The 13,613-nt window shown below is 36.2% G+C and carries 17 protein-coding genes; all 17 read left to right on the forward strand.

All coding sequences use genetic code 11. The annotated features are described in order from the left end of the window. The first annotated feature begins 58 nt into the window (after window positions 1-58). Window positions 59-328, forward strand: a complete 270-nt coding sequence (locus J7J10_03055; protein MCD6129912.1) for a hypothetical protein — start codon at window positions 59-61, stop codon at window positions 326-328. 25 nt (window positions 329-353) lie between these two features. Further along, a complete protein-coding gene (locus J7J10_03060; GenBank protein ID MCD6129913.1) occupies window positions 354-650 on the forward strand; it encodes a hypothetical protein in 297 nt (98 codons plus the stop codon). A gap of 576 nt (window positions 651-1,226) precedes the next feature. Further along, the gene (locus J7J10_03065) at window positions 1,227-1,991 is read left to right on the forward strand and encodes a ParA family protein (GenBank protein MCD6129914.1); all 765 of its coding nucleotides are present in this window, start codon (window positions 1,227-1,229) and stop codon (window positions 1,989-1,991) included. Further along, window positions 1,981-2,772 carry a ParB/RepB/Spo0J family partition protein gene (locus tag J7J10_03070; GenBank protein ID MCD6129915.1) on the forward strand — a complete coding sequence of 264 codons (792 nt, stop codon included), beginning with the start codon at window positions 1,981-1,983 and terminating at the stop codon, window positions 2,770-2,772. Before J7J10_03065 ends, J7J10_03070 begins: the two co-directional genes overlap by 11 nt. 6 nt (window positions 2,773-2,778) lie before the next feature. Then, window positions 2,779-4,440, forward strand: a complete 1,662-nt coding sequence (locus J7J10_03075) for an ArsB/NhaD family transporter (GenBank protein MCD6129916.1) — start codon at window positions 2,779-2,781, stop codon at window positions 4,438-4,440. Next, window positions 4,441-4,881 (forward strand): universal stress protein, encoded by a 441-nt coding sequence (locus J7J10_03080; protein ID MCD6129917.1) that lies wholly within the window; start codon window positions 4,441-4,443, stop codon window positions 4,879-4,881. 64 nt (window positions 4,882-4,945) lie between these two features. Further along, complete coding sequence (locus J7J10_03085; GenBank protein ID MCD6129918.1) at window positions 4,946-5,359, forward strand: hypothetical protein; 414 nt, start codon at window positions 4,946-4,948, stop codon at window positions 5,357-5,359. A gap of 9 nt (window positions 5,360-5,368) precedes the next feature. Continuing rightward, complete coding sequence (locus J7J10_03090; GenBank protein ID MCD6129919.1) at window positions 5,369-5,914, forward strand: ATP synthase F0 subunit B; 546 nt, start codon at window positions 5,369-5,371, stop codon at window positions 5,912-5,914. Then, window positions 5,911-6,465, forward strand: a complete 555-nt coding sequence (gene atpH, locus J7J10_03095) for an ATP synthase F1 subunit delta (GenBank protein ID MCD6129920.1) — start codon at window positions 5,911-5,913, stop codon at window positions 6,463-6,465. The genes J7J10_03090 and atpH overlap by 4 nt, the downstream gene beginning before the upstream one ends. Before the next feature lie 11 nt (window positions 6,466-6,476). Further along, a complete protein-coding gene (locus J7J10_03100) occupies window positions 6,477-7,991 on the forward strand; it encodes a F0F1 ATP synthase subunit alpha (protein ID MCD6129921.1) in 1,515 nt (504 codons plus the stop codon). Between the two features lie 3 nt (window positions 7,992-7,994). After that, a complete protein-coding gene (gene atpG, locus J7J10_03105; protein ID MCD6129922.1) occupies window positions 7,995-8,861 on the forward strand; it encodes an ATP synthase F1 subunit gamma in 867 nt (288 codons plus the stop codon). Between the two features lie 16 nt (window positions 8,862-8,877). Continuing rightward, the gene (gene atpD, locus J7J10_03110; GenBank protein MCD6129923.1) at window positions 8,878-10,290 is read left to right on the forward strand and encodes a F0F1 ATP synthase subunit beta; all 1,413 of its coding nucleotides are present in this window, start codon (window positions 8,878-8,880) and stop codon (window positions 10,288-10,290) included. 6 nt (window positions 10,291-10,296) lie between these two features. Continuing rightward, window positions 10,297-10,698, forward strand: a complete 402-nt coding sequence (gene atpC / locus J7J10_03115; protein ID MCD6129924.1) for an ATP synthase F1 subunit epsilon — start codon at window positions 10,297-10,299, stop codon at window positions 10,696-10,698. Continuing rightward, window positions 10,695-11,279 carry a MotA/TolQ/ExbB proton channel family protein gene (locus J7J10_03120; protein ID MCD6129925.1) on the forward strand — a complete coding sequence of 195 codons (585 nt, stop codon included), beginning with the start codon at window positions 10,695-10,697 and terminating at the stop codon, window positions 11,277-11,279. The genes atpC and J7J10_03120 overlap by 4 nt, the downstream gene beginning before the upstream one ends. Then, window positions 11,272-11,658 (forward strand): biopolymer transporter ExbD, encoded by a 387-nt coding sequence (locus J7J10_03125; GenBank protein MCD6129926.1) that lies wholly within the window; start codon window positions 11,272-11,274, stop codon window positions 11,656-11,658. Before J7J10_03120 ends, J7J10_03125 begins: the two co-directional genes overlap by 8 nt. Further along, on the forward strand, window positions 11,655-12,338 hold the full coding sequence (locus tag J7J10_03130) for a TonB C-terminal domain-containing protein (GenBank protein MCD6129927.1): 684 nt from the start codon (window positions 11,655-11,657) through the stop codon (window positions 12,336-12,338). Before J7J10_03125 ends, J7J10_03130 begins: the two co-directional genes overlap by 4 nt. Before the next feature lie 55 nt (window positions 12,339-12,393). Continuing rightward, complete coding sequence (locus J7J10_03135) at window positions 12,394-13,611, forward strand: PD40 domain-containing protein (protein MCD6129928.1); 1,218 nt, start codon at window positions 12,394-12,396, stop codon at window positions 13,609-13,611. Window positions 13,612-13,613: the final 2 nt, after the last annotated feature.

The raw sequence follows: 13,613 nt of genomic DNA on the forward strand, positions 1-13,613 counted from the left end.
AAATATAGGGGTGGGAAAGAATTGGACAGAGGCAAAAGTTTGATTATGAGGAGGAAATATGATTAACGAATATGAATTAAAATCTAAAACGGGCAAAGTTCTTGGAAATATAATGTGGAAGAAAAGTTTCTGGGATTTGTCGAAATTACCACAGGATTTAGCTGACAGACTGTCAGATTTGGATGTGTATACCATTATTCCCCGAGAAGGAAGCAATGATATGAAAATTTCTGTAACAACGAGAGATGAATTGTGGGCAAGTTGTGCAGCAGATATTTTAAAAAAAGAAGAAAGTGACATCGTTCTTGAACCCCTGGAGGGTGAATGAATTGTAATCCCCAAAGGATATTAATATGAGACGAAGACATGCGATTGATGTTAAAATTTTGATTATAGTTATCTTACTAATAGTGATATTTTTCATGGCTATCAATAGGGCGAGAAATAGAGGAAATATGAATTTTAATACTATTACAGCAGAAAAGGTAAGAATTGTCACACCCAAAGGAAATACTGTAATTGGTTTATCAAGCCAGAATGAAAAGGCATTTATTGAGATATTTAATGAAAGGGGTAAGCGTGTAGCTATCTTAGCGATTGTAAGTGAAGATGGAAGGCTCTATTTATCTACTGAAGAAGGGGAAATATAGACTTTTATTCTCTTTTTTGCCTCGGGATTACCTGGATTAAGACCCCGTGTAGTATAGCAAGTTACTACACGGGGTAAACAGATTAAGATAAAGAAATAATTTTATTTATTTATTTTTTCTTCTTTTCTTCGTAGCTACTCTTAATAATTTTTCTTTTTTTAAAATCTGCCTGCCCCGTGTAATATCCTAACGAAGAAATTCTATCTTGAAGTATTACACAGGGCCCAATCCAGAGAAATCCAGTGGCTAATATTCTTTTTACTTTTTGAGTGAGCAAAAAGTAAACAAAAACTCACCCGCTACAATAAAAAGACTAAAAATAGCTTACAAAAAGCTAAAAATAGAAAACTCGCTTTGCTCAGACATTCTATTTTCTTAACACTTCTTATAAACTATTTTCTATACGCCTTTTTATCTAATGCGGGAGATAAGAATACAGCAACCATCAACCACCAACCATGTTTATCCGTGGCTAATATTAATATGAGATTGCTTCTCCCCCTAAGGTCGGATCGCAATGGCAGAGGCTAAACTTTTCCTTGATATTTTCAGCAAAAAATGCAACAATTTCTATCAATGGATAAGATAATAGCAATTGTTAACCAGAAGGGTGGGGTAGGCAAAACTACCACTGCTGTGAATTTAGGTGCATCGTTGGCTTTAGCAGGGAAAAAGGTGTTGTTAATTGACCTGGACCCTCAGGCAAATGCCACCTCGGGATTAGGTTTTAATAAAAGAGACTATGAATTTAATATTTACCATGCTTTTATAGGGAGAGAAAAACTAAAAGATATAATATTGGAAACAGAAATAAAGAGTTTACATCTCATTCCTTCGCATATTGCCCTCATCGGGGTGGAAATTGAATTGGTTGATATGCAGAACAAAGAAAGTGTGCTAAAGAAGCTAATTGCAGATATTAAGAAGAAATACGATTACATATTAATAGATTGTCCACCATCATTAGGCATCTTGACAATAAACGCATTGGTAGCCGCAAATTCCGTTATTGTGCCTGTTCAATGTGAATATTACGCAATGGAAGGCTTGGCACATCTTTTAAATACTGTTCATTTAGTGAGAAAGTTATATAATTCTTCTCTCTGGGTAAGGGGCCTTTTATTAACTATGCATGATAAAAGAAATAATCTTTCGAGACAGGTTGTGGCGGAAGTAAAAAAACACTTTTCTAATGAAGTCTTTAAAACCCTTATTCCCCGCAATGTGCGGCTGAGCGAAGCACCCAGTTACGGCAGACCTGTTGTTACCTACAGCAGGAGTTCATCGGGTTCCCGCGGTTATTTATCGTTGGCTAAAGAGGTAATAGAAAATGACGGTTAAAAAAAAAGCTTTAGGTAGGGGATTAGATGCTTTACTTCCTGATTTCAATGAAAAGGATGTAAGACAAATAAATGTGAAATCGATTAAACCCAATCCCTTTCAACCCCGAGGAACTATAGATGACTCCAAGTTGAAGGAATTAGCACAATCCATAAAAGAAAAAGGATTGATTCAGCCTGTTGTAGTGAGACGAAAGAAAAATTATTATGAATTGGTGGTGGGTGAAAGACGATGGAAAGCGACAATTTTGGCAGGCCTGTCCGAAATTCCCGCTATTGTAAAAAATCTTAGTGATACAGAGTCTGTCGAAATAGCTATTATAGAAAATGTCCAGAGAAAAAACCTATCACCAATAGAGGAAGCTATGGCCTACAAAAGGTTGATTAAAAATTTTGGATATACTCAAGAAAAGGTAGCAAAGAAAATAGGTAAAAATAGAACGACTATTGCCAACATCTTAAGAATACTTGATTTGCCGCAGGAAATTATAAATATGGTTCATGAAGGTAAAATTACCCCAGGTCATGCTCGAGCCTTGCTTACTTTCAAAAATGATAAAAAGAAAATTTATTGGGCAAATGAAATAAAAAGAAAAAAATTGACGGTAAGAGAAATAGAAAATCTAAAAGATAGGGATGAAAAAAAAGCTATATCTCAATCTATTTCAAATAAAATAAAACTGCCTGTCAGTATAAGAGGAACATTGGAGAAGGGAAAATTGGAGATAAGATTTAATAGCAAGAAGGAATTAAAGAGATTACTTTCTCTTTTTGATTTTTAACACAATATGCTCAAAAAGGTATTTTTACCCATACTTTTTGTTTTTATCTTTTCGTTTTCTGCCTATGCAAATACAACAATAAATGTCAGTGGAGTAGTAAAAAATGCGCATGGCGAACCAGTATGCGGAGCATGCGTTAAACTTCTTCATGATGATAAGCAGATAGCAGAAGCATACTCTGGAGATAATGGAGCATATAATCTTACTGCAAGTTTAGATGAAAAACCCGATAATCTTTATATACAATTTTATAAAAGCAATTACAAAAAGGTAACAAAAAATATATCTGTTTATAGCTATGATACACGAAAGCAAATGTATCTCTTCCATGCAAGTCCTATATTAGATAGAACAATTACTCCCGCATTTTATATTTCTCTTTTTGCTCTTATTATGGTTTTTGTGTTGATTTCATTAGAGCTGGTGCATAGAACATTAGCAGCATCCTTAGGTGCTGCTCTGGTTTTATTCATCTCTTATACTCTGGGCACTTTTAATGAAAGTTATTTTATCATTTCATTTGAAGAAGCGGCAAAATCTATAGATTTAAATGTAATACTACTCTTGATGGGAATGATGATCATCGTTGGCGTGATGAAAAAAACAGGTGTTTTCCAATGGCTGGCATATAAATCCTTTTCCATTTCAAAGGGGAATGTATTTTTACTTTCCGTAATTTTCATGTTTATTACTGCCATTTTATCTGCTTTTTTGGATAATGTAACCACTATGCTTCTTATCGCTCCTATTTCTATAGAGATTGCACTGGTTTTGGGTATATCTCCCTTTAGCTTACTTATACCGACGGTCTTAGCCTCAAATATGGGGGGAACATCTACATTGATAGGCGACCCCCCCAATATTTTGATAGGTTCTTATACTCATTTAACATTCAATGATTTTCTCATCAACCTCTTTCCCGTTATACTGATTATTTTAGTTGTCAATGTGTTTTTAATGAAACTTTATTATGGAAAAGAATACAAAAAAGCGAAAATAAAAAATATAGATGAACTTTTAACCAAGTTAAAGAAAGAATATAAGATAACAGACAGAAAACTCCTCAAATATTGTCTCTTTGTTCTGATTTTTGTCGTATTTATGTTTATCGTTCATGGCTTTTTAAATATGGAGCCCTGTATTGCTGCTTTGACAGGCGCGGCTGTGCTTCTCGTGATAAGCGGGGTGGACATTGTAGGTGTAATAGAAAAAGAAGTAGAATGGCCTACGCTTGTTTTTTTTATTATGCTGTTTATTGTGGTAGGAGCTGTGATCTCTACTGGTGTGATTCAACTCATTGGGTCCTGGATAGGGAATCTTGCCGGTGGCAATTTAATTGTAGCTATAATACTAATTATATGGGTTTCTGCCATTGCCTCGGCTGTTGTTGATAATATCCCATTTACAGCGACTATGCTCCCGGTGGTGGCTTATCTGACATCTACTATTCCTTCCTCTCGTCCCGATATTTTATGGTGGGCATTGTCTTTAGGTGCCTGTTTGGGAGGAAATGGGACACTTATTGGGGCAAGTGCAAATATTGTTACTGCTGGATTTGCAGAAAGATCGGGGTTTCCGTTAAGATTTGTAGATTTTCTTAAGGTTGGCGGACCGGTAACAGTGGTGAGTTTGATCATTGCTACTCTGTGGCTGATTATTGGAGGATAAATGCAGTTGGTATGTATTGCAAAGGGCTCTCCATCTGGTGAAAGAGCAGCTAAAAAGGCAGCAGAAATAGCCAAAAAAGATGGATATAATAAGATTTCGCTTTTGTTTATTGTTGATGTAGATTTTCTTTCAAAGAGTTTAACAGGATATACAAAGGAAGAAAATAGAGCAAAAGAAGGACTTGTGCACATTGGAAAAACAATTATGGAAAAGCTGAAGAAAATCATATTGGATATTTTTCCTCAGGTAAATGTAAGGAAGATTTTTAGAGAAGGTTCAACGGCAGAAATTATTAGATGTTTTGTGAAAAACAATACGATTGCTAAACTTATCATTCCTAAAGAGGAGAGGGGTCCTATTGAAAAAACATTAGTAGGTGGAGACATTGAATCATTTATCAACGAATTATCCAAGTATACGAAGATTATTATTGTGGTATAACCACACTTGCATAAAGAGGGTATGTATGATAAATTTGCATCAATAAATTGGAGGATGGAGAGAAATGGTAGAACTTAACAGCATGATTATTGCACAGATAATTGCTTTTTTGCTTCTTCTTTTCTTGCTTAATATTATACTATATAAACCTATTCTTTTTACAATGGGTAAGCGTAGAGAGAATGTAGAATCTCAACTTTCACAGGCAAAAAAAGTTACCGAGAATGCAGAAAAGAAAAAAGTGGAGCATAAAAAGATATTGGAAAATGCTCGGGTAGATGGAAAAAAATTGTACAATGATCTCATCTTGGAGGCAATTTCGAAGAGGGATAAGCTTTTACACGAAACAAACGAGAGGTTAAAAACAGAAATTCATGATTTTAATGATCATGTGAAAGAAACAAAAAAAGGAGAATTAGAACAGGGAAAAAGTCTTTCTAATAGTATTGCCGATGAGATATTTAAAAAACTTGCTTAAGGATAAGTTATGAAATTGTTATTGTTTGTTGCTCTTATGCTGTTTCCTATCTATGCTTATGGTGGCGAAGAAACACTCTCTGCACATATGATGTGGAGGGTTATTAATTTTGTTATCTTCGTTGCGTTTCTGTATTATGTGTTAAAAAAACCGGCAGGTGCTTTCTTTAAGAATAGAAGAGAAAAAATATGGAAAGAGATGGATGATGCAGAAAAATCCTATCAAGAAGCTATAAAAATGCTCAAAGAGGCAGAGGAAAAACTATCTCGAGTGGACATGGAAATAGAAAAAATTATAAGTTTGAACCGTACTATAGGAATAAAAGAAGCGGAAAACATATCAGAAAAAGCCAAAGAGATGATAGAGATAATCAAGCGCAGTAAAAGTTTAGAAAAAGAAATGATAGAGAAAAATGCGCGGAGAGAAATTATAACAAGCATTGTGGATCAAGCAATCGAAAAGGCAAAAAAGCATTTAGCAGAAGCAACAGATTTATCTCTTCACAGGAAAATAAATGCAAAATCTCTTGCTGCTTTAGGAGATGAGGTAAGATGAGGGGGACAGAAAAAATTGCACGACGCTATGCGAAATCTTTAATGAAATTATGTGAGGATTATAGATACAATTATGATGATGCAGGGAATAGTATAGAAAATTTGTTAGAAACATTGAAAGCTAACGGAGAATTGATGTCTGTGTTGAAATCTCCAATAGTTACAAAGGAAAAAAAGATAGATATTTTTTCTAAGGTATTTCAAGTATTGGAAATGTCCGAAGGGTTACAAAAATTTGTAAAGTATTTGATAGTCAATCGTAGGGGAAATATATTAGAAAATATATATTTTTCTTTTTCTGAAATGGTTGACGAAAAGCTTGGTAGAGCAAAAGCTAAGGTAAAATCAGTTGTTTCTCTTTCTATTAGAGAAGAAGAGGAAATTAAACAATTTTTGGAAAAAGCATTGGGTAAAACAGTAGAGATAGAAGGTGATATTGATAAAGATATAATTGGTGGACTATGGATTCAGGTAGGGGATGTTATTTTCGATGGAAGTGTAAGAGGGTTTCTTTTCCATTTAAAGAAAAAACTTATTAATATGGAGATGTAAGGAGTGTTTATATGCAGATTAAAGCAAGCGAGATAAGTGATGTCATTAGAAAAGAGATAGAAGGAACAGATTATAAAGTTGATGTTCAAGAAACAGGTGTTGTGCTTTCCGTAGGGGATGGTGTTGCGCGTGTATATGGTTTAAACAATGTGATGGCAAGTGAAATGGTGGAATTTTCCAATGGTGTGTATGGTCTGGCTATGAACTTAGAAGAGGATAATATAGGCGTTATCATAATGGGTGCGGATACAGGTATAAAGGAAGGAGATATTGCAAAAAGGACAAAACGGATCATTGAGGTGCCTGTAGGCGAAGAAACGGTAGGTAGGGTAGTAAATGCGTTAGGTCAACCCATAGATGGTAAAGGAGCCATCAATGCAAAGCACAGCAGGAGAATAGAAGTTAAAGCTCCCTCTATTGTGTGGAGAGACCCTGTATCTGAACCACTGCAAACCGGTATAAAGGCAATAGATACAATGATACCTATTGGAAGGGGACAAAGAGAACTTATCATTGGAGATAGACAGGTGGGAAAAACCGCTATTTCTATTGATGCCATTATAAATCAACGGGATACAGATGTTTACTGTATATATGTTGCTATAGGGCAAAAGAGATCTTCTGTGGCAAGAGTCTGTAAAGTATTGGAGGAACATGGAGCAATGGAATACACGACCGTTGTTGCTGCTACAGCATCAGATCCGGCAGCACTTCAGTATATTGCACCGTATACGGGGGCAACAATGGGAGAATATTTTAGGGATTCTGGCAGGCATGCATTGATTGTGTATGATGATTTGACAAAACATGCACAGGCATATCGTCAAATGGCCTTGCTTTTAAGAAGGCCGCCGGGCAGAGAAGCTTATCCCGGCGATGTTTTTTATCTCCATTCTCGTTTGCTGGAGAGAGCAGCAAAGATGAGTAGCACGAAGGGTGGAGGTTCACTTACCGCTTTACCGATTATTGAAACGCAAGCAGGTGATGTTTCTGCTTATATTCCTACCAATGTTATATCTATCACCGATGGTCAAATATATCTCGAGACAGATCTTTTTTATGCAGGTATAAGGCCAGCACTTAATGTAGGTATTTCCGTATCCAGGGTAGGAGGAGCGGCTCAAATCAAGGCTATGAAGAGCGTTGCCGGTACATTAAGGTTGTTCCTTGCTCAATATAGAGAGATGGCAGCGTTTGCCCAGTTTGGCAGTGAGTTGGACAAGGTAACACAACAGCAATTGCATAGAGGGGTTCGGCTAACAGAAATACTGAAACAGCCTCAGTACAAGCCATTGCCAGTAGGGAAACAAGTACTCATCATATATGCCGGTGTAAATGGTTATCTGGATGTTTATCCGGTGGATAAATGTAGAAGATACGAGGAAGAATTGTATAAGTTTGTCGATGCCCGTTACCCGGAAGTATTAAAAGAAATAGAAGAGAAAAAAGTAATGAATGATGCGTTGAAGGAAAAGACAAATAAGGCATTGGAAGAATTTAAGGAAATTTTCAAAGCTGAAGAGTAAAATATGGCCACTACAAGAGATATTAAAAGAAAAATTGGCAGTATAGTAAAAACGCAGCAGATTACAAGAGCGATGAAAATGGTGGCTGCTGCCAAGTTAAGAAGAATTCAGGAATCAACTCTTCATCTGAGGTTTTACTCAACAAAAATTGAGGAGTTGATGACTGGCTTATTAAAAGGAGCATCTTTGGCTTCCCATCCTCTTTTTCGTTATGGAGATGTTAAAAATGTTGAACTTATCATTATCACTGCAGACAGAGGATTATGTGGTTCTTTTAACCATAATGTGCTTAAAAAAGCAGAGGACATGATAAAGAATTTTGATAAAGAGGGAAAGACTGTTTCTCTTACCGTTATTGGTCGTCATGGTTATAATTATTTGAAATTTAGAGGATATAGTTTCCGTAAAACATATATGAATATTCTAAGTAAAGAAGCAAAATTTACAGATGCAATGGAAATAATGGATGATGTGATGAATATATTCTTAGAAGAGAAATTAGATGAGGTTCATTTAATATACAATAGGTTTGTTAATACCTTGGTCCAAAAAGTGACGGTTAAACAAGTGTTTCCGCTGAGTGTGGAAAAAACAGAAAGAGAAGTAGTAGCACAACACATCTTTGAACCATCTATGGAAGAAGTATTGGAGTCTTTGCTTCCTCGCTATGTATATATTTTATTGTATAGTGCAATGCTGGAATCCCTGGCTAGTGAACATGCAGCGCGAATGACTGCAATGGACAATGCAACTAAAAATGCAGATGATATGGTTAGAATGCTTACCTTGTCATTTAATAATGCGCGGCAAATAGCTATTACCAGGGAGTTAATAGAAATTACCACGAGCGTTGAAGCTATGAAATATTAAAAGGGGTGGAATAAATATGGAGAAGGAGAAAAAGGGCAAAATTGCTCAGGTAATGGGTCCGGTAGTAGATGTAGAATTTGAAGAGGCAGCGTTACCTCCCATTTATACGGCATTGGTTGTGCCTAAGGAGAAAATAGAAGGCTTAGAATCAGACCTATTCTTGGAGGTTGCACTACATTTGGGTGAAAACAGAGTAAGAACAATAGCCATGGATTCTACTGATGGATTGGTAAAAGGTACGGAAGTAATAAATACAGAAAATGCAATTACTGTTCCTGTAGGCGAAGGTGTTTTGGGTAGAATAATGAATGTGGTAGGCGAAGCTGTAGATGAACAAGGGCCTATCGAGTATAAAGAAAGGTGGCCTATTCACAAGGATCCTCCTTTACTTACAGAGCAAAGTACATCCAGTAAAATGTTTGAAACTGGCATAAAAGTTATTGATCTTCTATGTCCCTATATGCAAGGAGGTAAGACAGGTCTTTTTGGTGGTGCAGGAGTGGGTAAGACCGTGCTTATTATGGAACTTATTCACAATGTAGCCTTGCATCACGGGGGTTATTCCGTTTTCTGTGGGGTAGGAGAGAGGACAAGAGAAGGTAACGATTTGTGGTTGGAGATGAAAGAATCCGGTGTTTTAGATAAAGCAGCTTTGATTTATGGACAGATGAATGAACCACCAGGGGCAAGAGCAAGAGTAGGGTTGAGCGGCCTTACTGTAGCAGAATATTTCCGTGATCAGGAGATGGACATCCTGGTGTTTATAGATAATATATTTCGTTTTACTCAAGCCGGTAGTGAGGTCTCCGCACTTTTGGGACGTATCCCATCCGCCGTGGGTTATCAGCCCACATTGGGCACAGATATGGGTGAATTGGAAGAGAGGATCACTTCTACCAATAAGGGTTCAATTACCTCCGTGCAGGCAATATATGTTCCTGCTGATGACCTTACTGATCCTGCTCCAGCTACGACATTCTCTCATCTCGATGCTACAACTGTTCTTTCGCGTAGATTGACAGAATTAGGTATCTATCCTGCGGTAGATCCATTGGATTCCACTTCCACCATACTTGATCCTCAAGTAGTAGGAGAAGAGCATTATCATGTTGCCCGAAGGGTGCAGGAAATACTGCAAAGATATAAAGAACTTCAGGATATTATTGCTATTTTAGGAATGGAAGAGTTATCTGAAGAGGATAAAGTAACCGTCAGTCGTGCTCGAAAGATACAGAGGTTTCTTTCTCAACCCTTTTTTGTAGCGGAACAGTTTACAGGTCTGCCTGGTAAATTTGTACCGGTAAAAGAAACAATTAAAGCTTTTAAAGAGGTTATTGAGGGAAAGCATGATGATTTACCGGAACAAGCCTTTTATCTGGTAGGAACAATAGATGAAGCAGTAGAAAAATCAAAGAAACTTTTAGGATGAGTATATATGGGAATTAAATGTACTTTAGTCACGCCTGAAAGGGAGTTGTTTACAGGAGAAGTAGATTATCTATGCGCGCAGGGAATGGTTGGTGAATTTGGTGTCCTGCCTGGTCATACCCCCTTTATTACATTACTTAAAGCTGGCATTGCTTATGTAGAAACTGGAGATGAGATAAAAAGATTTGCTGTAGTTTCTGGCTTTTGTCAGGTATCGGGTGATCATGTTATTATTCTCGCTGATGAAGCTTATACCGAAGATGAGATAAACAAAGAGCAAGCAGAGGAAGAATACAAAAATGCCATCAGTGAATTGGATAAGCTAAAACCTGATGATCCAAAATACAATGAAATAACAAAAAGAGTGGATAGAGCGAAAATTCTTATAGATATAGCGGACAAAAGGTGAGTTCTATCATAAGTTTTTCCCATATAGGCTGGGTAGCAATATTAGTTCTTGTTGTTTTGGTTATTCTGTCTGTTTCATCGTGGGCAATTATCTTTTATAAATGGATTTTGTTTAATCGTCTGATAAAAAAAGATAAGATTTTTTTTAACCACATCTTTCGTAGGAAAGATTGGCAGCAATTTTCGTATGATGTGCCGGATAGCCTTCTATCTCAGATATTTAGTGTAGTTGAGAATTCGGATTTGAAAAATATAGATGCCGTTGCTTCTCATAAACTTGATGAATTAGAAAGTGGTCTTTCTTTTGTAGCTTCTGTGGGATCTACAGCACCGTTTATTGGTTTGTTTGGCACTGTATGGGGAATAATGAGTGCATTTAGCAATATTGGCTTAACAGAGTCGGCAAGCATAGCAGTGGTTGCGCCTGGTATCTCTGAGGCGTTGTTCACTACGGCAGCGGGCCTGTTTGCCGCTATTCCTGCAGTGATAGGATATAATATTCTTTCCCATAAATTATCTATCATTGCCCAGTCGGTAGAGGATTTTAAAAATATAATGAAGGAAGAAAAAAGAGGTGTATAAGAAACACAAATCTTTTTCTGAGATTAATATTACTCCAATGGTGGATGTAGTATTGGTTCTCTTGATCATTTTTATGGTAACTACACCCATGCTTATAAAGGGAGTGAAGGTAAGTCTGCCGTCTGCACACAGTGGTAAAGTAAAATTAGATAAAAAAGATATTGTTATATCTATAAATAAATCAGGGCGTCTATTTTTAGATAAAAAGCCCATTACAATAGCTAAGTTGAAAATAATGTTGGTTAACGACAGATCAAAAAATGTGATTATTAAAGCGGATAAAGCTGTTGCTTATGGTGCGGTGATAAAAGTGATTGATACACTCAAGGGGATAAATGTAGAAAATGTTGCTCTGGCAACAAAACCTGTTAAGAGATGAAATTTTTCTCTATCATTCTTTCTTTATGTTTGCATCTTATCGTGATATTATTATTGGTGCATTTTACCTGCGTTTCACAAAAGCATGCCTTAAAAGAGGAAAAATTATATAAGGTGAGTCTGGTTTCATTGCAGGAGAAAAAAGCAAGGAAGGTTGCTTATATTAAGAGGAAACCAACAAAGAAAACAAAAAGAATTCCAAACAAGGTAACAAAGAAAAGGGAAGCAAAAACTGTTCCTCAGAGAAAAAAGAAAATGGCATCATTGGAAAAGGTAAGAGAAAGAATATATTCTAAGAAAATAGAAGAGATGAGGGAAAAGGAATTGGAGAAAAGAAAATCTGCTATGAGAGAAAAACTTCAAGGCGAGGAGGAAAAACAAGAGAAAGTTGGCTACGAAGGTTTATTAAAATCGATTATAGAGAAAAACTGGTTTTTAAATAAAGCATTTATAGGAAGAGGAGATTTTATAACAGTAGTAGAAGTAGTAATGAGCAATAGCGGAGATATAATCAAAACAAAAGTTGTAAAATCATCCGGTGATGATTACTTTGATAGAACAGTAATGAATGCCATTGATCGTTCCAATCTACCTGAGGTGCCAATGAACTTAAGAGAAAACCATTGTTTACATGTGGAGTTATATTTTGCATTGAAAGATTATGAAAAACTGCATAATTAGAATTTTTATATTTGTAATCTTATTTTTTTCTTTTACTTCTATTAGTCGAGGAGAGATGAGAATACAAATTACCACCGCTACTTTGAAACCTACGGTTGTTCTTATGTTTCCCTTTTTGGCAATGACAACTGAGTCTCAACTTACAGGCAGTAGATTGAAAAATGCAATTGTAGATGATCTGGCAACCACCGGATATTTTAAAATTATAGATGAATCTACGCCCTGTGGATTTTCTACGGATATTGCGGATATAGTGGCGGATAGTGCAGGCAGTGGAACAGACTATGTTATTTTTGGCAGTATTTCTGAAAAAGGTTATAACAATATACTGCTGAGTATAAAGATATTTGATAGAAACAAAGGGGAAATAGTGCTAAGTGGAATCTATACTTCAAAAAAGGAACATTATCGCTGGGTCGCTCACCGGATTTGCGATGAGTTTTTTCAGGTTATCACTGGTAAATACGGACCGTTTGAAGATAGGCTGCTTTTCTCTAAAGGCAATAACAAATATAAGGAAATTTATATATCGGATTACGATGGACATGGCGTAAAAAAGCTTACAAGATGGAAAACAATTAATATATTACCAAAGTGGATCAACAATTCTTCATTCTTTTTTACTTCTTACAGAACAGGAAAACCTGCATCATACAGATATGATCTTCCAACAGGTGAAGTAAGGCTGTTTTTTAACCATAAGGGATTGAGTATTACTCCCACACCTTTTAAAGACAATTTATATGCCATTTCTTTAAGTTTTAATGACAACATAGACATTTATTTAATAAAGAAGAATGACAAGATAACCAAGAGACTTACCTTTGACAGGAATATTGATGTTTCCCCCACCTTTTCGCCGGACAGGATGAAGATGGCATTTGTATCCAAAAGGCATGGTAGCCCTCAGATTTTTATTAAAGATTTAAGTACGGGAAAAGTAAAAAGACTAACTTATGACGGCAGCTACAATACATCACCGTCATGGTCTCCTACATCTAATTATATTACCTATGTTTCTGTTCACAAATCTGCTTCAAAATTGTGTATTATAAAGTCAGATGGAAGCCAGATAAAAGAGTTGGCGGAAGCCGAGAGCATAGATTGTCCTTCATGGTCTGGAGATGGAAGATTCATTGCCTACATCTCTCAAGCAAAGAGCAAAAGCTATGTTTGTGTTGTGTGTGTAACAACAGGACACAAAAGGGTTGTTTTACAAACGGATGAGCTGTATAATGGTTTGAGTTGGTTAAGTGTGATAAAAAAACAATAAGG

The sequence above is a fragment of the Deltaproteobacteria bacterium genome, assembly GCA_021159305.1.
Classification (GTDB): domain Bacteria; phylum Campylobacterota_A; class Desulfurellia; order JAGGSF01; family JAGGSF01; genus JAGGSF01.

Bases quoted from the DNA above. Each gene is read 5' to 3' on its own strand.
- J7J10_03135 (MCD6129928.1), top strand. From the start codon at position 12,394: ATGAGAATACAAATTACCACCGCTACTTTGAAACCTACGGTTGTTCTT.
- J7J10_03085 (MCD6129918.1), top strand. From the start codon at position 4,946: ATGGTAGAACTTAACAGCATGATTATTGCACAGATAATTGCTTTTTTG.
- J7J10_03075 (MCD6129916.1), top strand. From the start codon at position 2,779: ATGCTCAAAAAGGTATTTTTACCCATACTTTTTGTTTTTATCTTTTCG.
- J7J10_03080 (MCD6129917.1), top strand. From the start codon at position 4,441: ATGCAGTTGGTATGTATTGCAAAGGGCTCTCCATCTGGTGAAAGAGCA.
- J7J10_03130 (MCD6129927.1), top strand. From the start codon at position 11,655: ATGAAATTTTTCTCTATCATTCTTTCTTTATGTTTGCATCTTATCGTG.
- atpC (MCD6129924.1), top strand. From the start codon at position 10,297: ATGGGAATTAAATGTACTTTAGTCACGCCTGAAAGGGAGTTGTTTACA.
- atpG (MCD6129922.1), top strand. From the start codon at position 7,995: ATGGCCACTACAAGAGATATTAAAAGAAAAATTGGCAGTATAGTAAAA.
- J7J10_03055 (MCD6129912.1), top strand. From the start codon at position 59: ATGATTAACGAATATGAATTAAAATCTAAAACGGGCAAAGTTCTTGGA.
- J7J10_03100 (MCD6129921.1), top strand. From the start codon at position 6,477: ATGCAGATTAAAGCAAGCGAGATAAGTGATGTCATTAGAAAAGAGATA.
- J7J10_03060 (MCD6129913.1), top strand. From the start codon at position 354: ATGAGACGAAGACATGCGATTGATGTTAAAATTTTGATTATAGTTATC.
- atpH (MCD6129920.1), top strand. From the start codon at position 5,911: ATGAGGGGGACAGAAAAAATTGCACGACGCTATGCGAAATCTTTAATG.
- J7J10_03090 (MCD6129919.1), top strand. From the start codon at position 5,369: ATGAAATTGTTATTGTTTGTTGCTCTTATGCTGTTTCCTATCTATGCT.
- J7J10_03070 (MCD6129915.1), top strand. From the start codon at position 1,981: ATGACGGTTAAAAAAAAAGCTTTAGGTAGGGGATTAGATGCTTTACTT.
- atpD (MCD6129923.1), top strand. From the start codon at position 8,878: ATGGAGAAGGAGAAAAAGGGCAAAATTGCTCAGGTAATGGGTCCGGTA.
- J7J10_03065 (MCD6129914.1), top strand. From the start codon at position 1,227: ATGGATAAGATAATAGCAATTGTTAACCAGAAGGGTGGGGTAGGCAAA.